This is a genomic window from Methanobacterium lacus (genome assembly GCF_000191585.1).
In the GTDB taxonomy this organism is placed as follows: Archaea; Methanobacteriota; Methanobacteria; order Methanobacteriales; family Methanobacteriaceae; genus Methanobacterium_B; species Methanobacterium_B lacus.
The window spans coordinates 1,368,056-1,394,321 of record NC_015216.1; the positions used below are offsets into that span (position 1 = coordinate 1,368,056).

Genomic DNA, 26,266 nt, shown 5'->3' on the forward strand with positions numbered 1-26,266 from the left:
AATTTCCCTATTTTTAGAATCTACTATAAGTATTACTAATTATATATTACTTAATATTAATAAATTATGGTAAAGAAAAATATAGAAAAAACCTAATAACTAAACAATAATTCAAGTTAAAATACAAAAAAATTAAAGAAATGGTTCTTAAATAAAAAATGATTATGATTGATTTTATCGTATTTATCTATTAATTTTTGACCCTGCGAGGAAGCCAGTTGAGAATGCCTGCTGTAAGTTGTATCCTCCACTAGGTCCGCAACCATCAACCAGTTCTCCAGCAAAAAAAAGACCTGTAACAGTTTTAGATTCCATGGTGTTAGGATCGAAGTCCTTGCTTGATACTCCACCACAAGTAACCATGGCCTTATCAATTGAAGAAGTGCCAGTCACTGTGAGGGGAAATGATTTTAGAAGATTTATTATGTTGTTTCTCTCCTTTTTTCCCAGTTGATTCATCTTAAGTTTGGGATCGGCCCCTGCCATCTCAAGAAACAATGGTATCATCCTGTTTGGCAATTTTAACTTCATATGATTGCCCAGATCGACCTTTCCATGTTCTTCTCTAGCAGTTAAAAATTCTTCTGAAAGCTGGTTCACAGTTTTTTCGGGGTGAATGTCAATGTTTAAAAGTATCCTCTCATCCCTCCTCAGTATTTCCACCAGTTTTGCACTGTTGTTGAGAATCATCGGCCCTGACAAACCTTGATGTGTGAAGAGTAAATCTCCTTCCAATTTAACTTTGCCCTTTGAATGTTTTATAACTGCAGCAGCAGATTCTAATTGTAATCCGCTGAGTTCACGCACCCAAAATTCGTGTGTTAAAACTGGAACGATGCCAGGTTCAAGTGCTGTTATATTGTGTCCAGTTTCCTCTGCAATTTTATGACCCTCACCATCACTTCCAGTGGCACTGTAGGATACACCACCAGTAGCTAAAACCACATTTTTGGCCATTATATCCTCGCCATGATCCAATATAAGTCTAAAGCCCTGGGGATCCTGATGAACTGAAACAACAGTTGTGCTGTACCTTATATTCACGAACTGTTTTTTAAGTTCTTTTAACAGTATGCCGAGGACATCCCTTGAATTGTCTGTTACAGGGAACACCCTTCCATCGGATTCTACCTTTAGTTTGAGTCCTCGAGTTTCGAAGAAGTCAATGAGATCGTTGTTTGTCAAGGCAGTGAAGGCAGATCTCAGAAAACTGCCCTTCTTCTGAAATTTTTTGAGGAAATCATTCATTGGTTTAGTGTTTGTGAGGTTGCATCTACCGTTGCCCGTGATAAGGAGTTTTTTACCGGCTGAATTATTCTTTTCTATCAATATTACACTGTTACCGTTGGATGATGCTGTGATTGCAGCCATCATTCCTGCAGGGCCTGCCCCTACAACTGCCAAGTCTATGATTTTATTCATGGTACTTTCAACTCCTAACTGTCAGGGTATTAATATTAATTGTAGAATCAGTACTTCAAATTGAGATTATTCTGTTTTGAGTTTATTTAAAAAAATAAAAAAAAATGTGGAAACTATTTTTACGGTGTAAGTCTCCTTCTGTCCCTTGGGAACAGTACTGTTTCCCTGATGTTGGTCTGGCCAGTCATGGTCATGGTGAACCTTTCAGCTCCAACACCCCAACCTGCATGTGGTGGCATTCCATATTCAAATGCTGCCAGGTACCTGTTGAATGAATCTGGGTTTAATCCTTTGCTCTTAATTTTTTCAACCAGTAGGTCGTGGTTGTGAATCCTCATAGCTCCAGAGGAAATTTCCAGGTCCTTGTACATCAGATCGAATGCACAGCTTTTAGCTGGATCTTCTGCACTTGGCTGTACATAGAATGGTTTTATATCAGTTGGCCATGCTGTTATAAAGTAGTAACCATCCATCAATTCTCCCATTACTTTTTCAGCTGCTCTGGACATGTCTTCACCATGTTCCATTTTAACACCCTTGTTGTTCACCATTTCAACCATTTCATCGTACTCTATCCTTGGGAATGGTGTTTCAGGTATTTGAAGATCGAATTCCAGTGTGTCGAGGGCATCCTTACAGTGTTCCTTAACATCTGTTATGGCTTTAACAACCATTTTCTCGAGGATGTTCATTGCATCGATTTGATCTGTGAATGCTGTTTCAACATCGATAGATATTACTTCGTTTAAGTGTCTGAGTGTATCGTGTTCTTCTGCCCTGAATATTGGTGCTATTTCATAGACGTTATCAAATCCAGAAGCCATCATCATCTGCTTGTAGAGCTGAGGACTCTGGCCAAGGAATGCTTCCCTCTCGAAGTAGGTGATTGGGAAAAGTTCTGTTCCTCCCTCAGTTGCGGATCCAACGAGTTTTGGTGTGTTGATCTCGGTGTAGTTTTCACTTTCCAGGAAATTTCTAACTGAATGAAGCATTCTACTTTTGACCTTGAATATTGCGCTGACACTGTGTTTTCTAAGATCTATGAATCTTGAATCGAGCCTCGTGTCAATTTCTGCCCTAACCTTTTCTGTTGTGTCCAAAGGAAGTGGTAATTTAGATTCGCTGAGTAACTTGATTGTTTCAGGTATTATCTCCACTCCACCCGGTGCCTTGGCTGATTCTTGAACCCGGCCCTTAACAGCTATCACAGATTCTTTCTTAAGCTTTTTAAGTTCTTCAAAGAGTTCTGGTTCTATCTTTTTGGATGGTGCTGTTACCTGTGTTACACCGTCTCTGTCACGAAGCAGTACAAATATTATACCGCCAAGGTCCCTCATCTCATGGATCCATCCCATGATAACAACATCTTCATCCTTCATTTCTGGTTTAATTTGTTTTGAATAATGAGTTCTTCTACAATCTTCCAATAAATCTGTCAATATTATTCACCTCTATAATATCCATAAAAAAGCTAAAACTAAGCTTCCATTAAAATTTTAATCTAAATTCCATGCAAAATTATTTTATATAAAATTTAGAATCCTTGATCACATTATTTTTGATGTCAGCCTATATATTAGTATGGGATACTGGGAATTTAAATAAGAATATTTTTACATCCAAAATATACTATTTACTAATTCAACTCCTTTTTGACCTTCTCTGTTCTCAACTTGAAGGATTCTGCATGTGCATGTAGTCCCTCGTACTCTGCAAGTTTAGTAACCATCTCATCAAGATTCAGAACTCCTTGTTCTGATAACCTTTGTACAGTTGGTTTTTTGACGAATGATTCTGCAGATAGACCTGAGTACATCCTTGCACATCCTGATGTTGGCAACACATGATTAGTACCTGATCCATAGTCACCTGCAGCCACAGGTGTGAGTTCACCTAAAAATATGGAACCTGCATTGGTAATCTCTTCAAGATCTGCTTCAGGATCCCTTGTCATAATGATCAAGTGCTCAGGTGCGTAGGCATTGGAAAATTTAATTGCGTCTTCCATAATGTCTGCCACCACTATTAAACCATTGGAGTTAAGAGATTCTGTTATGATTTCGGATCTTTCCATGTTGTTCAACTGTTCAGCTATGAGGATATCCACTTGTTTGGCAACTTTTTTAGACGTTGTGACAAGTGCACAGGCTGCATTTGGATCATGCTCTGCCTGGGCCATGATATCCATGGCAATAAAAGCTGGATCAGCTGTTTCATCGGCTATTATGAGTACCTCTGAGGGTCCTGCTGGAAAGTCAATGTCCACCTGTCCATAAACCAGTTTTTTCGCTGCTGTTACAAAAATGTTGCCGGGCCCCACGATCTTATCCACCCGTGGGATAGATTCTGTTCCATATGCCATTGCAGCCACTGCTTGAGCTCCACCAACCATGTAAACTTCTGTTGCACCTGCAACCTTTGCAGCGGCCAGTACAACATCCTTAACTGTTCCATCGGGTTGTGGTGGTGTGCAGCATATTATCCTTTTAACACCAGCTATCTTGGCAGGTATAACAGTCATGAGTATTGTAGATGGGTAAACTGCCCTTCCACCAGGAATGTAACATCCTACTGAGTCCAGTGGCCTGACAATTTGTCCAGCAGTAACACCTTCATCAACCTCTGTTGACCATTCATCTGGTATTTGGTTTTCATGAAATTTAGCAATGTTTGATGCTGCCTGCTCAAGGGCTTTTACAAGGTCATTGTCTAGCTTAGATAGGCTGGAGTTGATGGTTTCCTCATCAACCTTTATTGTGTCCAATTCGGCACCATCAAATTTTTTAGTGTAATCACCTAGGGCTTCATCTCCCCTGTTTTTAACCTCATTAATTATGGCTGTTACAGTGTCGATGGCTGTGTTTTCATCCAGCATTGACCTTTCAATGAGTTCCTGAGTTTTGTGATCATTTAATTGTACTAGTTTCATCTTATCAGAAAAATATTTGACTCCTTCAATGTTAAATATTTCTATGTGTAGCTGTTGTAAATTGTCAACAGCATTGTGATACATATCACCAAGCAGTTTATTTGTAGCCACTTTAACTCATAGAATGTTACAGCATCCCAAACCTTTAAGAATAATGATAATCAATTTTATTTTACACGATGTAGGCATGGAAATTAGTTTATATATGAACGCGTCAATCCCTTATGTTCTTATTTTATTAGGGAAAGTTACTGATAATGTATGACATGCCACAATTCGTAGATTGTTCCTTAAATAGAAGGTGTCTGTAATATGTACAAGGATGAGCTCATACAAATACATCAGTTTCTGGTATACGTTTTAAAAAACTTGGAAAACGAGTACACTGTAAAAGACGAGTGTAAAGATTATATTTGTCTTAATATCAGTCCACACCATATTCACCGAACAAAAGCCGAACATAAATATGCTATTTTTGTACTTTCAACAGCTATATCTGAGATCATAGCAAACAACAACGGTGGAACCTCAACTAACATATCCAATGGACTCGGTGAACTGGTAAAACGATCAAAAAAAGAACTCATTAAGTTCCAAGATGACGGTGCTTTAAGGTATCAAAACCAGAAGATCAAGCTCTAAATATTAGAAATTGATGAAAAAAAAATTGAAATCAAAATATATAGTTACCTATTTCACAAACTGGCTAGATAGTACATTAATCTGCAAAATGGCCAATTTGAAAATTGATAGAAATATTCCTAATTTAAAATCTTTTTAACATCTATCCACCATTCAATTAAATGCTAAATATAATCCTATTTTAAAAATTTAACACATCTAAAAACCAACTTACTAAAAAATTTTAGGCATAATCAAAGATTTGATGTAATACTTAATGTGAATAAGTTAATGTACAACCTATCATAAAATCAAAGATCACGATCTAAATTATTAATCATTTAAAGAATCCTGACCTTTAAATTTGGGCTTAAAAATTAATTTAGATGTTATATCAATAATTTTTGTATTGGTATAATGGAATTATAATTAATGGAATTGTGGATGTTTTGTAGTTTCAAGCCCTGTGGAAAAAATATAATAGTTTAAAAATGGATGTGAACTGTCATGAAAACCCTGAGAAGAATGCTTTGTTTAGTAGATGGAGAACATTATTTTCCAGTAACCAAATCAGCACTAGATATGCTGGACAGCCTGGAACATAACGAAGTTGTTGCAGCTGTATTCATAGGAGGAACAGAGAAGTTAAGGGACGCATCTGAAGATGGAATTTCCAAACAACTAGAGAGACCAGTACACTTCGGACCAGATCATCACAACATTCCCTACGAATTAATAGATGAACTCATAGTCCGCTACAACGTGGATGTGGTGATGGACCTATCTGATGAACCAGTTGTTGACTACTCTAAAAGATTCAAAATTGCAAACATCGTACTATCCCAGGGAATACCCTACGAAGGACCAGACTTCAACTTCGAACCTGTGACAGAACACGAGGTACTTAAGAAACCATCCCTCAAAATTTTAGGTACAGGTAAAAGAATTGGGAAAACAGCAGTTTCAGCCTACGCAGCCAGACTCATCCACAAAAATGAATACAACCCATGTATTGTTGCAATGGGACGTGGTGGACCTGAAGTACCTGAAATTGTTCATGGAGACAAGATAGAGATCACTCCAGAGTACCTAATGGAACAGTCAGACAAGGGTGTGCACGCTGCAAGTGACCATTGGGAAGATGCCCTCATGAGCCGTATACTAACCATAGGCTGCAGAAGATGTGGAGGAGGCATGGTTGGAGAAGTATTCATCACCAACATGAAACGAGGCGCAGAACTTGCAAACGATGTAGATTCAAACTTCGTAATAATGGAGGGAAGTGGAGCTGCCATACCACCTATCAAAACAGATAAACAAGTGGTTCTCGTTGGTGCAAACCAACCCATCGTGAACATCGAAAACTACTTCGGACCCTACAGAATAAAACTCGCGGATCTGGTGGTCATAACCATGTGCGAAGAACCAATGGCATCAACAGAAAAGGTTGAAACCATTAAAAACTTTATACAAGAAATAAATCCTGAAGCAACTGTTATTGCAACGGTGTTCAGACCAAAACCCCTAGGAGATGTTAAGGGTAAAAATGTGCTATTTGCAACCACAGCACCAGACTCAATAAAATCAGTTTTAATAGAACACCTTGAAGACTTTTACGGCTGCAAAGTTGTTGGAACCACACCCTACCTATCAAACAGGCCACTGCTTCAAAAGGACATAGAAAAATATATAGATGAAGCTGATGTCATGTTAACCGAACTTAAAGCAGCAGCAGTTGATGTGGCAACCAAGGACGCTTTAAAAGCTGGGCTCGAAGTTATTTACTGTGACAACATACCAATAGATATTGAAGATGGAAACAACAAAAACTTTGACAAGGCCATAATCGAAGTTGTGGACAACGCAATAAAATCCTTCGAAAACTAATAATAACAAGTTGATTGAATGGAAAAACATGGGACTGTATTCATCAATGAAACAGTTTAAAACCCTGTATTTCCATATCTACAAGTTCTTTACCATATGGAAGAATAAGTTATTAAACCGTTAAATTCAGGGTTTTTTAATTGGTCTAAATGTGTATAACAATTTTTTCCATTTTTAGGGGTATTTTTTCCATTATTTAAGGAGTCAATATAACAAACTATTTATATAACCTCTAACCCACTGATAAAATACAATACATGATAATTAACTAATAATAGGAGATGATACTTGTGGCAAATATAGGTGGCCAAGGCCAGCAAATTATAATTTTACCAGAAGGAACCGAAAGGCTTCTGGGTAGAGATGCTCAAAGAATGAACATTATGGCAGGTAAAGCTTTAGCAGAAACCGTAAGAACAACATTAGGTCCTAAGGGAATGGACAAAATGTTAGTTGACGGTCTTGGAGACATAGTTGTTACCAACGACGGTGTTACCATACTCAAAGAAATGGACATAGAACACCCTGCAGCCAAGATGCTTGTGGAAGTTGCAAAAACCCAGGAAGATGAAGTGGGAGACGGAACAACAACAGCAGTTATCATAGCTGGAGAACTCCTCAAAAAATCAGAAGAACTCCTGGAAATGGAAATACACCCAACAATCATATCCATGGGTTACAGGAAAGCAGCATTAAAAGCACAGGAAATACTTGAAAGTATCTCCATAGATGCAGTAGACAGTGACACCTTAAAGATGATTGCAATGACAGCAATGACTGGAAAGGGAACTGAAAAAGCCAGAGAACCATTGGCTGAACTCATTGTTAAAGCTGTTCAGATGGTTGAAGAAGATGGAGAAGTTGACAAGGACCAGATAAACATCAACAGGATCCAGGGAGCAACAGTTGAAGAATCCCAAATAGTCAACGGAGTTGTTATCGACAAAGGCAGGTTAGACCCAGCAATGCCTAAGAAAGTAGAAAACGCAAAGATCGCACTTCTAAAATACCCAATAGAAGTTAAGAGCTTAGAAACTGATGCAAAGATCAAACTCACAGACCCATCCCAGATGCAGGCATTCATAGAACAGGAAGAAACCATGGTAAGGGACATGGTTGACAAGGTTATAGAAAGCGGAGCAAACGTTTTATTCTGTCAGAAAGGTATTGACGACCTAGCACAGCACTACCTTGCAAGGGAAGGAATACTCGCAGTTAAAAGGGTAAGAAAATCCGACATCGAAAGGTTAGAAAAAGCAACAGGTGCAAGGGTTGCAACCAACCTAGAAGACCTAACAAGCGACGACCTTGGAATAGCAGGAAAAGTCTACGAGAAGAAGATCTTCGACGAAGTACTTCTATTTGTGGAAGACTGCATCGAACCTAAGGCAGTATCACTCATACTCAGGGGAAGTACCAAACACGTTGCAGAAGAAGTTGAAAGAGCAGTTGACGACGCCATAGGTGTGGTAGCAGCAACTCTTGAAGATGGAAAAGTAGTTGCAGGTGGAGGAGCTCCTGAAATAGCAATAGCCAAGGGACTCAAAGACTACGCAGACACCATAAGCGGCAGAGAACAGCTGGCAATAGGTGCATTTGCAAAGGCACTAGAAGTTGTTCCAAAAACCCTCGCTGAAAACGCAGGACTCGACAGTATCGACGCACTAGTTGATCTCAGAGCTGCACATGAATCCTCAGCTTACATGGGACTTAACGTCTTTACAGGCGACGTCACAGACATGAAAGAAGCTGGAGTTATCGAACCACAGCGTGTTAAGAAACAGGCAATACAGTCAGCTTCCGAAGCTGCTGAAATGATACTACGTATCGATGATATGATAGCATCAAACAAAACACCAATGCCTGATGAAGGAATGGGCGGAATGCCTGGTGGAATGCCACCAATGATGTAATAATAAATTTTACATCCCTTTTTTCTTTATTTTTTAAATTTTTTTTAGCTAGATATTTTTATTATTATTTTCTCAAAATCAGTTACTTGTTAAAGATCCTAAACTTTAGCCACACAGCTACACCAAAATGATGGTAATCCTGTCTGTTTAATTCACACCCCTGATCATTGAAGATAGGACAACATAAAATAAATCATGAATAGGATCTTCATTTTTAACATGGTCGTCTTTGATTCTGATGAGGTTAATAGTTAACATGACATTTGGATCTTTCTAAACAATTCAAAAAATATAAAAAAATAGGATCAAAATAAAAAAAGGTATTTCATGTCAATAATTTATGCCAAAATTTAAGAGGTTGAAGCCTATTAGATCCCTGTTATTAATTTTAAAATTACTCCGAATACAATGGAGTAGGTTACGTTTATCATGTTTCCTGCTAAATAAAAAAGAGAATTTTTTTCGATATCATCCTTTCTTATTATGGTCTTTGCAGCAAAGATAATGGCTAATGCTGTGAATTCATTAGATAATATAAAGGTTATTATTAATATATTTTCACATTTACCAATTACTGCACCAGTATCCCATAGATTATCTGGAGCAATTTCTTTTTTCTCCTTATGTGAAATTTTAGATAACACTAACCTTACAAGTACACCACTGGTCAAAAGTAATAGTGCATAGCCTGTGATGATTATTATTCCATTGGTTACATCATAACCCATTAAAACTATTATATTATTCATGGTATCGAGCTATTAGTTTTAAGGATTCCTTAAGATCAGTCTCTATTCTATGTAATTCACTCCAGTTAGCTGATTTTAAATTATATGAAATTACTTGTGGTGTTAAATTTAATTTTTCAGCTGTGCTAACTTGATCTTTAGATCGTTCATATTCATTTATTATTTTAAATTTTTTCAGTGACCATTTACTTTTTATTAGATATATTAAGTTTATATTGTTAGTTACCAAACTGTCAATGACTTTGTTTTCGGTATTCATTCGAAATATTAGTTCTTCTTTCTTTAATGAATCCATTAAATCGGATGCTTTATGAAAAACAGGCCCATCCATTTGCGAAATTTTTTTTGTGGATATTCCTGCATCTACAATACCCTTTACACATACAAACCGCATATAATGGGGATTTAATTTGTTTGTTATGGAACTTATTATTTCATATAAGTGGTCTATTCTATGGAGTACGCATCCAATCTCGTCAGAACCTTTTATTATGTCTAATTTGGCATATAGATCAGTTTCATAAATTTGATTTAACTCAGAATAAGTATTTATTAAGTGATTTTGGAATTTTTCCCGGTTTTCTATCTTTCTGGAAGAAACTACATCTCCCAATAATACATAGAATTCATTATTTCTAGGTACTGAATGAGATTCATCAATTTCCTTCATGATTTTTTATATGTAAATCCTACTATATAAACAAAATTAAATTTTGATTTTCTGTTTATCAAAGCTAAAGTTTGATCTGGTAATTATCAAAACTAGATTTTGATCTGAGTTCAGAGTGCCAATTATAAATGGGGAATACCATCTTGATTAATAAATAAGTTACACTATTGTTATTCCCAGTTAAGGTTAACATCCATCTAGTAGGACGTTCAATTTCTTAAACTCTTTGGAGTTAAGTCTTTGAAAGTTCATCCTTCAGTAAATAGTTATATTTAAAGTAATAATAAATATTAATTAAGTAAAATTTTTTTTTAGTTGGAGGCATAATGATGAAAATCCATAAGATTCCATTGATGAGCAAAGAGGAATATGATAAGTTCATAAAAGAAAATTATGTTAGTAGAATTGGTTTTAAAGGAGAATATCCCTATATAGCTCCGTTTTTATATGTTTTTGATGGTGATTTCATCTACTTCATGTCAACCAAATATGGGAAGAAAATCAAAAGGTTTCAGGCAAATCCAAATGTAGCAGTTGAAATAGAAAAGTATGAAGATGATCTCTCAGAGTATCGTTTTGTAACATTACAGGGAAGGATAGAACAGGTAGAAAATATTGAAGAGAAATTAAAAGTTAAAAAATGTTTCTTAAATCTTATACAGAATAAATCTCTTTCAAAAAACGTTTTGGCTGCCTTAGGTCACTCACCAGATGATGAGTTAGAATCCATTGTTAACGAAGATAGATCTTACATATGGAAACTGGTTGATGTTAAAAGCATAATCGGAATAAAAACTTCTTAAATTCTTTATCATAACTGCAGAATTGAGTAATCGTTGACTGGAAACATAAAAATTTTGAGTAATAACTCCTAAAAAAAAAGAAAGATTATTTTAAGTTACCACATGCAACTTTATAGTTTTTTCTGTGGATGGATACCATAAATATCCAGTGTAGCTGGCTTTAACAGTATAGGTTCCGGGCTGTAAATTTTTCCATTCGTAGTACCATATCTGCCAGTAAGTTCCAGTATTCATGAAAGGTTGTGTTAACATCCCAGATTGGGACAGTAAACAGGTGCCATTAGAATCTAATAATTCAAAGTATATAAATCTGTATCCCTGCCATTCTCCGTTTACATAGAGTTGTGCCCGGATGTTGTATTCATTGTATTTTTCTGCAGTCTTGTTTAATACATAGTCATCTGTTTTGACACTATAATCATTGTTTAAAAATTTTATTTCACTCGTATGTGCTACCACAGGTTGCACACCCATGGTTATAATCCCTACCACCATAATTATCGAAAATAGAGGCATAATTTTCTTCATGTCCATACAATATCAACCACCATAGTTGTTCTTTCATCTCCATTATCTCAAATTTATATTAACTTTATTAACGTTTATATATTAAAACTTTTAAGTTTTAAATTTATTTACGAATTGAGTGTACTGGGTTGAGATAGAAATGTATGGTAATGGTTAAGAAATCCTAAGTTCAATATAATTATATGTTTGGATATGGAAAAAAGAAAGATTATGATATAAATATTTTAGATGCATACGATTTGATTGTCGAGAATCAATCCAAGCCGAAGTTCATGATTTTAGATGTTAGAACTCCACAAGAATTCGCTGAAAGTCGGATTGAGAATGCTAAAAACATTGATTACAATTCAAATACCTTTAAAAATGAAGTATCAAAGCTTGAGAGGGATGGTAAGTATTTAGTATACTGCAGATCTGGCATGAGAAGTTTAAATGCCACTAAGATTATGATGGACTTGGGCTTTACTGATGTGAAGAACATGGAGGGTGGAATCACCAAGTGGATCAATAAAGGTCTTCCAATTAAGGTTTAAAAGAAACTGCTTAGGGTGCTTTGATCTTTGTCTATCTTTTTATTTTCCAGTATTAATTTGAGTGCGCCCTCAAATTCATTGGATATTTTTTTCTCATCAACACCCATTATTAGCTGAAGTGAGATGTCTCCGTAAACTGCAATTAAAAACTGGGCAACTGCACCTGGATCGAGATCTGATCCTAACTCACCTAGGCTTTGCTGTTTTGAAACAAAGCGCGTGAGAAGCTTTAACTTAGTTTCATAGGTTTCAATTAACTTAAATTTAATATCATCACTATCGTTTGCAAGGGATGTTAAAACATAGTTCAAGTGTAATAAACCTTCAAAAACAGTTAGGGTATGGTAGTAATCTTTAAATGCATCCACAGATTTGTTTTCGTTGAATGTTTTAATGAATGGTTCAGTGATTGCCAGGTCAACTGTGACCAGCAGTATATCTTCCTTACTTTTGAAGTATGAGTAGAGGGAAGCTTTGCTAACCCCAACTTCGGCTGCAATATCATCCATGCTAGTGGAATGATATCCCTTGCTTTCAAAAAGAGTGTAAGATGCTTTAATTATCTTTTTTTTAGCAAGCTCCTTGTACTCCGGTACTACCTTGGGCATACAAATCAACCTAAAATTTTACATCCCTAAATTATATCATAATCATGGTTATTATAGTGACTATTGGTCGATATATATTTATTTAAATCATAGCTCTTTTAACATATCTTGAAACTGGTGTTCAAATCAATCACATCCAAGTAAGCTGGCCTACATATCGAATGGAAATTACTTCCAATGACCAAAAAGTTACGTATCCAATCCAATATCTAAAAAAATAGTTTAGTGAACCTGAAAATAATTACTAAAAAAATAATTAATTGAATACAGCGAACTACCTTGGAGCTAAATGGATTTCTTATAAAAAAAAGATTTATGTAAATAAAAAAATGGGTTTTGGAAGGTTTACCTTCCAAGAAATTTGTTTGAAGGTTTTTTTTAACGTGACAGGATATGTACTGCTGCAGTACCGCCTGTTCCACCTATGTTGTGGGTCATACCCACTTCAATACCTTCAATCTGTCTTTTACCTGCTTCTCCCCTGAGTTGCCATACAATTTCTGCTGCCTGGGCTATCCCTGTGGCACCTAATGGATGTCCTCTGGCTTTAAGTCCTCCAGATGGGTTTACTGGTATTTCACCGTCGAGTTCAGTCATACCATCCTCGATTGCAGGTCCTCCCTGACCTTTTTCAACAAATCCAAGGTCTTCTATTGCGAGAAGTCCGTTTATACTGAAACAGTCGTGAACTTCCACTCCACCTATGTCCTTTGGTGTGTAGCCTGAAATTTCGTAGGCTTTTCTTGATGCGTTGACAGTTGAATCAATGGTTGTTATGTCCTTTCTGTCGTGAAGTGCTATGGTTCCAGATGCCTGTGTGGATGCTTTGACATAGACTGGTGTGTCTGTGTACTTCCTTGCATCTTCTGCTGGGCAAAGGATCACTGCTGCTGCACCATCTGATACAGGTGAACAGTCGAGTAACCTCAATGGATCTGCAACAATGCTTGAGTTTAACACAGAGTCAACGGATATTTCCATTGGGTACTGTGCAAGTGGGTTTTTTGCACCGTGTTTGTGGTTCAGTACAGATACCATTGCAAGTTGTTCCCTAGTTGTACCGTACTCGTGCATGTGACGCTTAGCCATCATTGCATAGAGTGAAGGGAAGGTTACTCCCTGCTGTGCTTCCCATTCCTGGTCGGAAGCAGTTGCTATTGCGGGTGTTGGGTCAACAACATCTGTCATTTTCTCAACCCCTGCAGAGATAACTATGTCATGGTATCCTGAAGCAACAGCCATTATACCATTTCTAAGTGCTAATCCTCCGGATGCACATGCTGCTTCAACTCTGGCTGATGGTATGGGTGTAAGTCCTGCATGATCTGCTATCAAAGATGCTATGTGTTCCTGTTCAACGAACAAACCTGCACTCATGTTTCCAACGTACATGGCTTCAAGTTCGTCTCCTTCGATGCCCGCATCTCCAATAGCCTTCATTCCAGCTTCTGTTATCATGTCTCTGAATGATACTTCCCAAAGCTCGCCGAATTTGGTCTGTGAGACTCCTATAATTGCAACATCTCTCAAAGTAATTCCTCCAAATAATAACTGGGGGTGTTGGATAAGTTATTTCGTACCCCTTAACCCCATGTAAATAATTTCATTTTAAATTTTCTAAGAATTTTAATTATTTTTTTTGCTACAGAGTTTATTCTGTCCATGCCATTTTGAGTTTGGCTTTGTACTTGGCGTAAACTGCGTAGTCCACGTAGCTCTTGTTTGAAACCATGTCTGTTACAAATGGTGCTTCTTCCTTAACCTCTTCCAGTCTGTCGTTGACTGTTATGCTGAAGGCATCACTTCCTGCACCTGATCCATAGGAAACTGCCATGATTCTGTCTCCAGGTTTTGCTATGTCGAGAACTGCTGCGAGTCCCAGTGGTGTTGCACCGGAGTAGGTGTTACCTATAACAGGTGTTAAAAGTCCTGTTTTGTACTGTTCTTCGTTGAAGCCCAACTTCTTAGCGACCCTTATGTAGAATTTACCGTTAGGCTGGTGGAATATAACATGGTCGTAGTCTGATGCTTCGGTACCCATCTTATCGAAAAGTCCCTTTGCTCCTGAAAGTACGTGTTTAAAGTAGGCTGGTTCACCTGTAAATCTTCCACCGTGTTTTGGGTATGGTTTACCCTCACGCCTGTAGAAATCTGGTGTGTCTGTTGTGAAGCTGTAGGTACCCTCGAAATCTGCAAGGGTGTTTTCAGTTCCTATAACGTATGCGGCTCCGCCTGCTGATGCTGTATATTCAAGTGCATCGCCAGGTGCTCCTTGTGCAGTGTCTGAACCTACTGCCAGTCCGTATTCTACCATTCCTGAATCAACAAGACCCATACAAATTTGCATACCTGCAGTACCTGCTTTACATGCAAATTCAAGATCTGCTGCTGTTAATTCTGGTGCTGCTTCCACAGCTTCGGACACTATTGTTGCAGTTGGTTTAACAGCGTATGGATGGGATTCTGAGCCAACGTAAACTGCACCTATTTTTTGTGGATCTATTTTTGCCCTTTTAAGAGCGTTTCTAGCAGCTTCAACTGATATTGTTGCTGTGTCTTCGTCTGGTCCTGGAACAGATTTTTCTTGGACAACTAGACCTCTTGAAATTGCCTTGGGATCATCTCCCCAGACCTTTGCTATTTCCTCTACTTTTATTCTGTATGAAGGTATGTACACTCCATATCCTACAATTCCTGCCATTTAATATCACAACCTATGTAATCTTGATTGATGGATTTTTTTCTGTTTTTTTATTTATATTCTATACAGATTAGTTTTTTATTTATGAATGTCCCATCTAATTTTTCATTTCGTATCATTTAAAAAAAATACAGTAATAAGTGATATGTCAAACATGCTTATAAAGTTTGTTATAGTAATACAATTGGATAATGGGTCTTTAAACGATTTAATGGATAATAACTTTCAATTATCCATTTTATCAATTTATTAACAGTATCACGAATATTCATATTTTATGGTTCAAATCCCTCTTTTAAAGGTCTTAAAACATTACGATCTTTTGAATATTCATTGTTCAATTTGGAATAATTAATATGATCAATTTATAGCTCTTAATATATCTAAATCTGCTTTAATTTTTTTCTACATGGATCTTGAATCCTTAAGTTAATATTTTTTTTGATCATCAATATAATAAGTATTTTTTGAATAATTATAAAAATTAGTTTAGATCTTAAGATTAAAATTGATCTTTATGATTTGTGTATGGAGAAGTAGGCCCAACCAGGGTGAATTGGTACTTTTTTTATAAAGGACATCAACATACCCTGGTTGGGTAAAAAGTTGGCAGTCGTTTACTCTTAGATGTTGTATTATATGATGATACTATGGCAGGAGGACATTTTTCATGGCTATTTTGTCCCGTTTTTTACAACTCTAAGAGCAACTTTTTTTTTATGAAGATTACCTGTTGGTGATGTTCAGATTATTAATTTTTTGGTGTTTATAAACTACACATTTTATCATGCCCCATTCAGTAAGGGTCTTAACCACCTCTGATTTTGGACCTTAATTTTTTCAATTTTTTTTGTTGTGGATGTTTGTTTAGATTTGTTTGATTCAATTTCTTGATACCTTTAATTCAATTTATAGCTACACATAATTTGATACACCTCTCGAACATTGGTTGTGGTAGTTTAGCGGCGTATTTATGTTTTGTATGTTGTTTTTTTAGCTACACATGTTATGCACCTTGAATTGTAGGTTGTTCAATGTTAAATGATCGTGACAATTTATAATAACGATAGTTATAACATTATATAACAATTGTTATATTTCATATATAAATGTTTCCATCCATAAATAAAAGCAATAAAAAAAATGGACGGCAAACTATGGATCAAAACAAAGAGGAACTAAGGAATATGGTGTACACCAGGCTTATAGAAAACCATATAAGCACCCCACACTACATTGGAAGAATACCAGACTTCAAGGGTTCTGAAAAAGCCGCAGACAACCTGAGATCCACAATGGAATGGAAGATAAGCGAAATAATGTTTAGCAGTCCAGACACGGCCCAGAGAAGGGTTCGTGAAAATGCACTCAAAGATGGAAAGATCCTCATCATGGTAACACCAAAAATAGAAAATGGATACCTGAAACTCGAAGCTCAAGATCTAAAGGGACGAGAACGAGAAGCGTCAACAATTGAAGGAGCTTTCAAATACGGCAAAAAAATAGAACAGCTCCCTAGAGTAGACCTGGTTGTAGAAGGATCGGTTGCAGTTGACAAAAATGGTAGAAGACTCGGAAAGGGAGGGGGTTACGGTGACAGGGAAATCGAATATCTCAAAAGAACAGGATCTATAACCCCAAACACACCCATAGTAAGCACAGTTCACGATCTCCAAATAGTTGAAACTGTACCAACAGAAAAGCACGACCAGAAAATAAATATGATCGTGACACCAGAAAAAATTCTAAAGCTTAATTAGACTGCACTGAAATAAAAAAATTAAACCTCACATGTCATCATGGTTTAAGATGAATAAAAACTATCAAATTTAACAAATTGGGGGATAGCATTGGCAGAAGATATAAACAATATTCTTAGTGGAATAAAGAGATCGCTAAAGGAGGATAAAGAGGAGAAGTGGTACGACTACCTCTTTGCAATATTGCTAAATTTAATACTTCTCTACATTGCTAACAACCTGATCTACTGGAACCTTTCTTTTATTGCAGCTTCCTTTTCCAACGTTTTATGGGCAGTTAACCTCAGTCTCATTGTGGCCGTAGTTGCCAACGTTTCATTCATACTATACGATCCAAGGTGGTTCAAGATATGTTCTAAAATTATCATGAACATCACAGCATTGGTTGCTGCTTTCACCCTACTAACTGTATTCCCCTTTGTCATAAACCAGTTCATCCTTGTGTTGGGACTTAAAATAATTTTAATCATAGGAATCTTGGCATCAGTTGTATCGATTCTATTCCAGATCATGAAGCTCGCATACCTCATGGCATCATACTAGATGGAAATAACCATACTAAAATTGAAAAACAGAATCTCAAAAGTTGGGATAATATATGAACTACGTGTACATTGCAATCAGTTTAGATGGTTTCATAGCAAGGCCAGACGGAGGTCTGGATTGGCTTGAAAATCTGGATGACCCCGAAGACGATTATGGTTTTTCAGATTTTATAGATAAAATTGATGCACTAGTCATGGGCAGAAAAACTTTTGAATCAGTGTTAAAATTTGATGAATGGCCCTTCACAAAACCCGTTTTTGTATTGAGCACCACCATACAAACCGTACCAAATAAACTCCGTGGAAAGGTTGAAGTACTAAATGGACATCCCAAAAAAATTGTAGAAGAGCTAAATTCAAAGGAATTTAACAATCTCTACATAGACGGGGGACAAACCATCCAAAGATTTCTCAAGGAAGATCTAATCCATGAGATGATCATCACAACAGCATCCGTTATCCTTGGTGAGGGAATACCACTCTTCAATGGAATTTCTGGAGATATTAAATTTAAATGCGAAAGAGTTGAAGTTTTAAATCCATATCTCGTGAAGCACTACTACGAGAGGGATAAATAAATTTAATCAAAAAATAATTATGACGATCAGCACGAAGAAGTCATGCAAGTTTGAAGCTACAATTATTTAGACCTAAACTTTTTTTTGTTAACTGAAGATCTAAAACTGACTGATACTAAATCAAAACACGAAATTTTTTTTTGGACACCACTTTATCCATTTCAACAGGGGATGAATTGTTATATCAGTTTTTTGTTTGGAATTCAAAGAAATTAAAAAAATCTAGAATTATTTTTAAAAAAACAGGTCAATTTTACTATAAAATATAAAACTGTCAAATTAGGCCTAAATACATCATGCCATCTATACTCATTGCATTAAATATGCACATTTCTGCGATTTTCTAATTTGGCCAATTTTTCGATCGGTATGGATCACCGAAAAAATTGGTATGATGTACTGAACATCGTTATTAATACAGTGTATATAACTTTTTAAAATATGAATTGCAGTTATTATACGCAATTTTTTTAAAGAATCCATATCCATTATCATAAAAATCATGACTTGTTAATTGAATTTAAATATGAGTGTATAATATAATATTTAGCAGAGGCAAATCATGATTAAAACCGTAACAACAATCACTACGACAATTACAAGTTCAGAATTAGCTATTATTAGTTTAATTATTATTTTGATAATTATTGGTATATTCCTAAGACAGAAGAAAAAAAATAAATTATAATAATTTTAATATTTTGTAAAAATGAACAAGGTTTTTTCTTTACTTCGTTATAGTACAGTTTGACGAAGTCATCGTAATATGTATTTAATTATTCATAATACTTAAATTTGAAATTTTTATCTAGAATTAATTACCTTCTCATGATATTATTTTTTTTTAATTTAGATAAGTAAAACATACCCAACATTATTTTATTTCATGTTAATTCTGTTTTTACTGTTTAGCAAAATTGTAAAATTTCTCAAATATACAGTTAATTCTGCATTGCATGAAGATCAAGGAGCTGTACTCTTAGCAGGGATAAACAATCCTGACATATCTACCTCTTCATGCTCAAGAAGTTTAACTTTTTTATCAATACCTCCGGCATAACCTGTTAAACTACCATTTGTACCCACAACACGATGACAAGGAACGATAATAGCAATCGGATTATGACCTACAGCTCCGCCAACTGCTTGACTGGACATATTTTCTTTGTTCATCTGAATTGCAACCTTCTTAGCAATTTCACCATAGGTAATGACCTCACCATATGGAATTTCACGTAAAATTTTCCACACAACCTTTCGAAATTCTCCACCTCTGGGAGCTAAAGGTAAATCAGAAATAGGAGGATTTTCACAAGCAAAATATTTATCTAACCATTTATTCGCTGTATCAAATATTTCTAAATCATCTTTTTCTGTTATTGTTTCTGTCAAGGTATTTGCAAAATATTTTTGGCCTTCCATCCATAAACCAATGATATTATCACCATCACTTGCTATCATTAATGAGCCAATTGGTGATGAGTAATATGTTGAGTAAATCTCCTTTTCCCTTTCAGTTCTATCTTTTTTCACCATTTTATTCCATCCATATTTTATTTAATGATTTACTAAGATTTCCATGAATTAATATAAGTTGTTATAATTTCGAAATTTTTTTTTTGAGCATTACTATACCCAACTATAGTACCATACTTAATATGCAGTAATAATTTAATTATATTAAGTAATGCAATAAATGATACAATTATTTTGAGTTAATGGGTATTCAATTTCTTATAAAAATATGTACACCCTGGAAAATCACTATTTTGTAATATTCTCAAATTTCAAACCTTATTGTTGCGTATCTCCAATAATCTTGAGAATTTAAATGTGAATATATCTCATTTAGTATCTATTTCGAGATCATTACATTACCAAGTTATATATTAAGAATATACTCTTAATTTTAGATTAATTTTTTTTCTCATATCTCATAGTCCTTCATTAAACATACTATTGTTAATATAATCTTTTCTTAGTTTTTATCGTCATATATGAGATTAAGAACATCAAGACAGAAATTGTATATCATTCTTATTAAAAATATTATTTATGGAGGGATTTATATAACAAAGGAAAGTTCATTGTTTAATCCAATTTTTTTAGCTTTGATATCATTGGCTATCCCTGGTGTTGGATATTTACTGCTGGGTTATGAAAAAAAAGGTCTTTATTTTCTTTTTTCATATGCTTTTCTATGGCTAGGATATAAATTACTTGAAAATGATTTTCTAATTGTATCATTTTTGTTTCTGATTATCGTAATTATAATTTCAATTTATGCTGCATATGATACGTATCAACTGGCAGAAAATAATTAACATCCCCTTTTGACTTAAAAGTCAGCCTATTTTTTTTGAATTTTCTTGAGAGGATATTTCTATTAGATTTTTCCATGAATCTGTGAATCAATGGGTTCAAATCTTTTATAATCTATTAAAAAGAATTAAGGGGCGGTTTAGATCATGTTGGAGACGAATATGAAGTAAATCAGGAATATGACCGACACGACCCACATGAGGGGATGTACTTCTCTCCATTTTCCAAGTGCTAATTTTATTATGCAGTAGGATATAAATCCAAATCCTATGCCTTTGGATATGCTGAATGTGAAGGTCATGCCTGTTATTGTGAGAAATGCAGGTAGTGCTTCTTCAAAGTTGTCCCACTCTATCTTTTGTATCATGGTTATCATGAAAAAGCCCACTATTATGAGTGCCGGTGCTGTTGCAGCTGCTGGAATGTAGTAGGCCAGTGGAACAAAGAGCATTCCAACTAAAAATAAACATGCTATAACCACCGATGTGAGTCCAGTTCTTCCACCTTCCCTCACACCAGCTGAACTTTCAACGTAGGCTGTGTTTGAGCTGCTTCCCATGAATCCTCCAATCATGGCACCCATGGCATCAACTGCCAGTACCTTTTTAATGTCCAGTAGTTTCCCTTTCTTATCCACCAGGCCCGCTTGTGTTCCCACAGCCATCACAGTTCCAAGGCTATCGAAGAAGTCCACCATCATGAGGGCAAAAACGATTGGAACAAAGCTCAGTGACAAGGCACCCCATATATCCAGATGTCCTATGGTTGAAAGGCTCTGTGCATTGGGCAGTTCAAGAAGGGTTCCATCAAATGTTTGCGGAAGGTTAGACATTCCAGATGCAAGTGGAGCAATGCTCGAAGGTAAATTAGGATTTCCAAAGAGGTTAAAGGCAACATGAAAATAATCAGCAACGACACAGGCTCCAACGGCTATGAGAGCAGTTATAATGATACCGTAGAGTATGCTTCCCTTGATCTTCAGGGCCATCATCACCATTATGATAGACACTCCAAGGGCCGCAATTATAAAAACTGGGTTCGTAACATCGCCAAATTTTATAAGATTTTCAGGACTCGCAGTTACTATGTGGGCCAGTTTAAAGCCTATGAAGGATATGAACATCCCAATACCCACACCTATGGACATTTTAAGGCTCTGGGGTATCGCATGCATGACCAATTCCCTGAGATTTGTGAGTACAAGGATAAAAACCAGAAATCCCTCTATAAATATCAGGCCCATGGCTATTTGCCAAGGAATGTTGAGGGTTAAAATAAGACCAAATGCAACCACACTATTTAATCCCAAACCCGTGGCCATACCAAATGGTTTTTTAGCTATTAAACCCATGAACAGAGTTGCTGTTGCCGCTGACAAACAGGTTGCTACAAAAACTGCCTTGTAATCCATCTCTGCAGTTGAAAGTATGAGTGGATTGACTATGATAATGTAGGCCATGGTCATGAATGTTGTTAAACCTGCTAAAATCTCTGTTTTAACACTGGAATTGTACTTGGTAATTCCGAAATAATTATCAACATAAGATCTAAATGAATTTTTAAATTTTTCCTTTCTCTCATAAGCACGCTGGTACATGTAATTACTAGATATGTTTAAATACTTAAACTCTTACCCTAAAGTTTTAAAATTAACTGCAGATATTAGGTGGTTTCAACTAATTTGAATTGATTAAGATGTAAAAAAACTTAATCAAAGAATTTATAAAGATGGTTAAAAGAAAGAAATATTAAATATTTCAAATTAAATCAAAATAAATCGTTAAATAATGTGTTCAATCTAAATTAAGATTAGTATCGGGTTGGAACACAATTAAAAGCAATGTCATTGAAATAATTTTTAAAAAAAATTTACTGAAAATTAAGTTGGGTTAAGTTCATGAGATGTAAAAACTGTGGCGTAGAAAATGAGGATGATGCAGAGTATTGTAGATATTGTAGTTGTGGACTAAATGAGTCATCATCATCGGATTCCACAAGAGATAAGATGCAAAATCAGTTTAAAAAAATGTATTACATATACTTTACTGCAATAACATTTCTGATTGTGCCGTTTTTTATCCCAATCATATACAACTACTTCTTTCATACACCCCTAAATCCTATTGTAGTAATGTTAAATTTAATTCTATTGATTACTGGCTCATTGTTTACAATTTATTTCTACATCCTATTTTATAAAAAGAAAGACGAATTGAGGGGTCAAGAGCCCTACTACTCTCAAATTACAAATATTGCCATTCTACTATTCTTGTTAATGATAACAATACTTGTTAATTATGTTACAGGCTATTAGTGCTTTAAATAATCAAACAATTATTCAAGGTCCTATAAAAAAGTGGCTTAATTGAGTGGTTTTAAAGAGAATCCACAATTTTTTTGAGATCCAGTTTGTTCACTTCCACCACGTCTTGGAGTTCATATTTGTTGTAGAGTTCTTCAACATCGTAGGAGTCAAGGACTTCATGGAACTTCAGATCTTTGTTTCCCTTATCTTCTTCAAGTTCCAGTATGCAGGTTTTGAGTATTTCCTCAGACTCTTCGTTCTCCAGTAGTTCAGTTAGTATTCCTGTATCATCTTCAAACACTGGTTTGTAATCCATTCCACTGTAATAAAATCTTTTAAGACTGTTTATTTGTGCTACAAATCTGTAAAGCAGGATGAGTTGTTCTTCTAATTCCTCTATTTCAATTGATTGAGTTGCCATTGAGTCCACCTATAGATTATATTTTTTAAATTAATTATATGTGACTTTCAAGTAAATATCATTCAAGTAGTGTGTACCGTACCAAAATTAGTTTTGGTTTTTCAATTTCTAGGATATCAAGATTGTTTTATGTCAGTAGTATCAATAGATTGGATAGTGAAACAATTAAATTTTATTAGTTGAACACTAGTTTCATTACTAGAGAGTTGTTTGGAGAGTGAAGTTAATAAACACAAAGATTGAACTGTTAATTCTTCTGAGCTTTATGTTGGTTTTTATGGTTCAAATTGAACCTGCGGCTGCTTGGGCCGAACCTAATCATTATGAAATTGTCTATCAAGTTTACTACACCCTGCCTGATGATGTTCATGAAAATTTAAGCCTTTTTGAGATGATGGAAGGTGCGGGAGATCCAGATCTTAGATTTTTAGATTTTCAAAATCACCACTATCCCCAGAGTCAAGTTAAAGCAGATTACTGGTTAAACCAGGGCAGAAACTACTATTTAAACCAGGATTATGGTAATGCAAGCTACTGTTTTGGTGTTGCGTCACATTACATCTCAGATGGTTTGTGTCCACCCCACACAGGAGGGGGTCACACTGGATACTTGCACACCAAGTTTGAATTAGAAGCACTCTGTTTCACACCCCACATCAACATGAGCGAAAACCAGTCCATGGATGAACTCTACAACAACAGCACAGCCAACTGGATGACTTGGTTAAAAACAGGGGACAGATCATCTATACAAGATAGTCTAAACAACGCAGCTTCAGAGTCCTACATACAGATTAAAAAGTCCTGCACTTAAAAAAAGAAAAACGAATTTCATTTCATCCTAAAAAAAAGAATTGAATGGAATTAATAAGTTTTTATTATGGTTCTCCCATTCTTTCTATCTCATCAGCCACCTTCCAGTGGCCTCCTGATTTTTCAGCTCTTCTTATGAAGAACACTCCGAGTACAGCACCTACTATTCCTCCCAGTGTGTCTGTGAATAAGTCGTTCATGGTGTCATCAAGGGCGTTCTGGGTGGGTGAACCCTGCATTTGGGTGTTGCCTGTTATTTCTCCCACAGGGCCATTGGCCAAAAACTTGTCATAGGTGTACTCTCCCATTTCTAACATACCCCCAAATCCTATGGTAATGATCACAATGAGTATTGCCATTTCCCAGTAGGATGCTTTGAGTCTGCCGTAGTAGTACATGGTATAAACTGCCATCATACCAATCAATGCAACGTATAATGGTAGCATGAAGTGCATGAAATTGTCGTAGTGGGGTAGTTTAACGTAGAGTCCCAGTGCATCTCCACAAACAAGTTCAAACAGCACCATAAATAGGATTAAAAGTTCAATTTCTATTGGTATGGCCCGTATTTTATGTCGTGTGAAAAATGCAGGTGCATTGATGATCAAAAGTGCAAAGAGTATTAGAACACCGAAAATTCTTTCACTGCCATTAATACCGCCAAAAATTGTGATATAAATACCTGCAATCAATAGGAAAACCCTCATAATTATCAGGATTTTTCTTTCAAATTGGTTAACATCTTTCTCCTCTGGATTAAGAAAGCTCATGGTTTCAAATTCTCCTCAAAGTTTTTATTATTACATAAGATATAATTCAATTTAGTGGTTAATGAAAGCTATTTATCAAATATAATTTAGAATTTAATTTAAGCAATAGCGTTTATTTTACCCTCATTTTGTTTGTTGGTTGATTTTTAATCTCTCTTCCCTGTACTTCTCAAATAGTACGTAGGTTACTCCCACAATTAAAGGACCTATGAACAGTCCTGGAAGTCCTAATGTTAATGCTCCGAATAAAAATCCCACCAAGAATATTAGGGGGTGTACATTGGTAAATTCACCTGCAAGCTTGGGTCTTATGTACATGTCAACAACCGTGTCAATGAGCCAGCCCACAACGATCACTATGACTCCCCTGACTGGATTGCCTGTTAGGATGTCCACAACTCCGAGGGCCCCGTACACTATCCAGGGCCCAACCACAGGTACAAATTCTGAAAATGCCGTTAAAATTCCCAATAAAAGAATGTAAGGATATCCCAGTATATAGTAAAGAACCACCGATAGTAAACCAAGGATCACAGCACAGAGGATGTTAGTTATCATGATGGATTTCAAGATGGCATCAACCTCGCTGTAGATCTCTGAGAAAGTGGGAGTTTTTGGTAGGAGATCCTCTATGAATCCAACGAATTTATCCCCTTCCTTGGCAAAGTAGAACACCGAAAACAGAAGCACAATAACATCTGTGAAGAGTGCTGGAAGTGATGCCACGAAGGAAATTATTTGACCAACCAACCACACAACAGACTGGGCAACCAGGTTAGCAATTTCATCCAATAAGTTGGCTGCAACACCGTTTATTGGACCTGCACTTTGAACATCGTTGCTTACCATAGTTTGATTAATCATAGTTGTATTGGTATTTGGAGCAGGTAACGCACCTGTAATATCAACTGCAACTAGGAATAGCTGGTGAATTGTGAAGTAGGCAACCAGTACTATGGGTACTGCCAGTATAATCATGGCCAGAAAAATTGCCAGCGTTTCAAACCTTACAAATGGATGTAACTTTCCTGCTAAATGCCTTACAATATAGGCTATCATGGCCCCAAACAGAATTAAACTCAATATTTGGAATAAAATACCGAATGAAAGCAGACTGAAAAATAACAACAGTACCAAGAGTATTGATATAGATTGTAGTTTAAAATTGTTCATCACAAAAAATTACCCCTTTTCAAAAAGTTTCATGTTTCATAGCAAACTTTTAAGCAAATGTTCAAATTTAAACCAATTATTTACATTGAATTATCTGGATGAAATAATATTTAAATTAGTGTTAAACATGACCCCCATCCATTGGATATGGAAATACAAGTAGTGGAGTAGTTTAGAACTCTGCAGTTTAGTTGTATAAACTAAATTTCATGATT

Annotated in this window: 25 protein-coding genes; 11 read left to right on the forward strand and 14 right to left on the reverse strand. The window is 35.8% G+C overall.

Annotated features, from left to right (window positions below; all coding sequences use genetic code 11):
- Positions 1 to 183: 183 nt before the first annotated feature.
- From METBO_RS06810 to hisD, 3 genes are all read right to left on the reverse strand, one after another.
- Positions 184 to 1,422: a BaiN/RdsA family NAD(P)/FAD-dependent oxidoreductase gene (locus METBO_RS06810; RefSeq protein WP_013644956.1), complete on the reverse strand. Its 1,239-nt coding sequence runs from the start codon at positions 1,420 to 1,422 to the stop codon at positions 184 to 186.
- 119 nt (positions 1,423 to 1,541) lie between these two features.
- Positions 1,542 to 2,861, reverse strand: coding sequence for an aspartate--tRNA(Asn) ligase (gene aspS / locus METBO_RS06815; protein WP_013644957.1), 1,320 nt, complete (start codon positions 2,859 to 2,861; stop codon positions 1,542 to 1,544).
- 197 nt (positions 2,862 to 3,058) lie between these two features.
- Positions 3,059 to 4,351: a histidinol dehydrogenase gene (gene hisD, locus METBO_RS06820; protein WP_048186596.1), complete on the reverse strand. Its 1,293-nt coding sequence runs from the start codon at positions 4,349 to 4,351 to the stop codon at positions 3,059 to 3,061.
- A 312-nt stretch (positions 4,352 to 4,663) separates the two neighbouring features.
- On the opposite strand from hisD, the gene METBO_RS06825 reads away from it, so the two are divergent.
- The 3 genes from METBO_RS06825 (at position 4,664) to thsA (ending at position 8,772) form a co-directional block, all read left to right on the forward strand.
- Positions 4,664 to 4,993, forward strand: coding sequence for a UPF0058 family protein (locus METBO_RS06825; RefSeq protein WP_013644959.1), 330 nt, complete (start codon positions 4,664 to 4,666; stop codon positions 4,991 to 4,993).
- 486 nt (positions 4,994 to 5,479) lie between these two features.
- Entirely contained in the window at positions 5,480 to 6,859 is a 1,380-nt protein-coding gene (locus METBO_RS06830) for a 2,3-phosphoglycerate synthetase (protein WP_013644960.1), read from the forward strand.
- 281 nt (positions 6,860 to 7,140) lie between these two features.
- Complete coding sequence (gene thsA / locus METBO_RS06835; protein WP_048186390.1) at positions 7,141 to 8,772, forward strand: thermosome subunit alpha; 1,632 nt, start codon at positions 7,141 to 7,143, stop codon at positions 8,770 to 8,772.
- Between the two features lie 368 nt (positions 8,773 to 9,140).
- On the opposite strand, the gene METBO_RS06840 is transcribed toward thsA, so the two are convergent.
- Positions 9,141 to 9,521, reverse strand: coding sequence for a hypothetical protein (locus tag METBO_RS06840; protein ID WP_013644962.1), 381 nt, complete (start codon positions 9,519 to 9,521; stop codon positions 9,141 to 9,143).
- Positions 9,514 to 10,191 carry a SatD family protein gene (locus METBO_RS06845; RefSeq protein WP_013644963.1) on the reverse strand — a complete coding sequence of 226 codons (678 nt, stop codon included), beginning with the start codon at positions 10,189 to 10,191 and terminating at the stop codon, positions 9,514 to 9,516. Before METBO_RS06845 ends, METBO_RS06840 begins: the two co-directional genes overlap by 8 nt.
- 326 nt (positions 10,192 to 10,517) lie before the next feature.
- Here METBO_RS06845 and METBO_RS06850 point away from each other — a divergent pair, with 326 nt between their 5' ends.
- A complete protein-coding gene (locus tag METBO_RS06850) occupies positions 10,518 to 10,994 on the forward strand; it encodes a pyridoxamine 5'-phosphate oxidase family protein (protein WP_227717204.1) in 477 nt (158 codons plus the stop codon).
- Positions 10,995 to 11,084: 90 nt separating this feature from the next.
- On the opposite strand, the gene METBO_RS06855 is transcribed toward METBO_RS06850, so the two are convergent.
- Entirely contained in the window at positions 11,085 to 11,468 is a 384-nt protein-coding gene (locus METBO_RS06855; protein WP_158304895.1) for a peptidase associated/transthyretin-like domain-containing protein, read from the reverse strand.
- Between the two features lie 236 nt (positions 11,469 to 11,704).
- Between METBO_RS06855 and METBO_RS06860 the strand changes: the two genes are divergently transcribed.
- On the forward strand, positions 11,705 to 12,055 hold the full coding sequence (locus METBO_RS06860) for a rhodanese-like domain-containing protein (protein WP_013644966.1): 351 nt from the start codon (positions 11,705 to 11,707) through the stop codon (positions 12,053 to 12,055).
- Here the strand turns inward: METBO_RS06860 and METBO_RS06865 are convergent.
- The 3 genes from METBO_RS06865 to METBO_RS06875 form a co-directional block, all read right to left on the reverse strand.
- Positions 12,052 to 12,663, reverse strand: coding sequence for a TetR/AcrR family transcriptional regulator (locus METBO_RS06865; RefSeq protein WP_013644967.1), 612 nt, complete (start codon positions 12,661 to 12,663; stop codon positions 12,052 to 12,054). The genes METBO_RS06860 and METBO_RS06865 overlap by 4 nt on opposite strands.
- A 378-nt stretch (positions 12,664 to 13,041) precedes the next feature.
- Positions 13,042 to 14,193: a thiolase domain-containing protein gene (locus METBO_RS06870; RefSeq protein ID WP_013644968.1), complete on the reverse strand. Its 1,152-nt coding sequence runs from the start codon at positions 14,191 to 14,193 to the stop codon at positions 13,042 to 13,044.
- Between the two features lie 121 nt (positions 14,194 to 14,314).
- Positions 14,315 to 15,364: a hydroxymethylglutaryl-CoA synthase gene (locus METBO_RS06875; protein ID WP_013644969.1), complete on the reverse strand. Its 1,050-nt coding sequence runs from the start codon at positions 15,362 to 15,364 to the stop codon at positions 14,315 to 14,317.
- 1,157 nt (positions 15,365 to 16,521) lie between these two features.
- Between METBO_RS06875 and METBO_RS06880 the strand changes: the two genes are divergently transcribed.
- From METBO_RS06880 to METBO_RS06890, 3 genes are all read left to right on the forward strand, one after another.
- The gene (locus tag METBO_RS06880) at positions 16,522 to 17,124 is read left to right on the forward strand and encodes a 5-formyltetrahydrofolate cyclo-ligase (RefSeq protein ID WP_013644970.1); all 603 of its coding nucleotides are present in this window, start codon (positions 16,522 to 16,524) and stop codon (positions 17,122 to 17,124) included.
- Between the two features lie 90 nt (positions 17,125 to 17,214).
- Entirely contained in the window at positions 17,215 to 17,667 is a 453-nt protein-coding gene (locus METBO_RS06885; protein WP_013644971.1) for a hypothetical protein, read from the forward strand.
- Between the two features lie 55 nt (positions 17,668 to 17,722).
- Positions 17,723 to 18,247: a dihydrofolate reductase family protein gene (locus METBO_RS06890; protein WP_013644972.1), complete on the forward strand. Its 525-nt coding sequence runs from the start codon at positions 17,723 to 17,725 to the stop codon at positions 18,245 to 18,247.
- Positions 18,248 to 19,210: 963 nt separating this feature from the next.
- Here METBO_RS06890 and METBO_RS06895 read toward each other — a convergent pair.
- Positions 19,211 to 19,783, reverse strand: coding sequence for a methylated-DNA--[protein]-cysteine S-methyltransferase (locus tag METBO_RS06895; protein ID WP_013644974.1), 573 nt, complete (start codon positions 19,781 to 19,783; stop codon positions 19,211 to 19,213).
- 461 nt (positions 19,784 to 20,244) lie between these two features.
- On the opposite strand from METBO_RS06895, the gene METBO_RS06900 reads away from it, so the two are divergent.
- Complete coding sequence (locus METBO_RS06900) at positions 20,245 to 20,571, forward strand: hypothetical protein (RefSeq protein ID WP_013644975.1); 327 nt, start codon at positions 20,245 to 20,247, stop codon at positions 20,569 to 20,571.
- A 137-nt stretch (positions 20,572 to 20,708) separates the two neighbouring features.
- Here METBO_RS06900 and METBO_RS06905 read toward each other — a convergent pair whose 3' ends face one another.
- Positions 20,709 to 22,166 carry an NCS2 family permease gene (locus METBO_RS06905; protein WP_013644976.1) on the reverse strand — a complete coding sequence of 486 codons (1,458 nt, stop codon included), beginning with the start codon at positions 22,164 to 22,166 and terminating at the stop codon, positions 20,709 to 20,711.
- A gap of 300 nt (positions 22,167 to 22,466) precedes the next feature.
- Here METBO_RS06905 and METBO_RS13930 point away from each other — a divergent pair, with 300 nt between their 5' ends.
- The gene (locus METBO_RS13930) at positions 22,467 to 22,883 is read left to right on the forward strand and encodes a zinc ribbon domain-containing protein (protein WP_013644977.1); all 417 of its coding nucleotides are present in this window, start codon (positions 22,467 to 22,469) and stop codon (positions 22,881 to 22,883) included.
- 61 nt (positions 22,884 to 22,944) lie between these two features.
- Here the strand turns inward: METBO_RS13930 and METBO_RS06915 are convergent, their stop codons facing one another.
- Positions 22,945 to 23,295, reverse strand: coding sequence for a hypothetical protein (locus METBO_RS06915; protein ID WP_013644978.1), 351 nt, complete (start codon positions 23,293 to 23,295; stop codon positions 22,945 to 22,947).
- 277 nt (positions 23,296 to 23,572) lie between these two features.
- On the opposite strand from METBO_RS06915, the gene METBO_RS06920 reads away from it, so the two are divergent.
- A complete protein-coding gene (locus METBO_RS06920) occupies positions 23,573 to 24,109 on the forward strand; it encodes a zinc dependent phospholipase C family protein (RefSeq protein WP_227717205.1) in 537 nt (178 codons plus the stop codon).
- A 64-nt stretch (positions 24,110 to 24,173) separates the two neighbouring features.
- Here METBO_RS06920 and METBO_RS06925 read toward each other — a convergent pair whose 3' ends face one another.
- Both METBO_RS06925 and METBO_RS12760 read right to left on the reverse strand, forming a co-directional pair.
- On the reverse strand, positions 24,174 to 24,878 hold the full coding sequence (locus METBO_RS06925; RefSeq protein ID WP_013644980.1) for a hypothetical protein: 705 nt from the start codon (positions 24,876 to 24,878) through the stop codon (positions 24,174 to 24,176).
- A 123-nt stretch (positions 24,879 to 25,001) separates the two neighbouring features.
- The gene (locus tag METBO_RS12760) at positions 25,002 to 26,051 is read right to left on the reverse strand and encodes an AI-2E family transporter (RefSeq protein WP_013644981.1); all 1,050 of its coding nucleotides are present in this window, start codon (positions 26,049 to 26,051) and stop codon (positions 25,002 to 25,004) included.
- Positions 26,052 to 26,266: the final 215 nt, after the last annotated feature.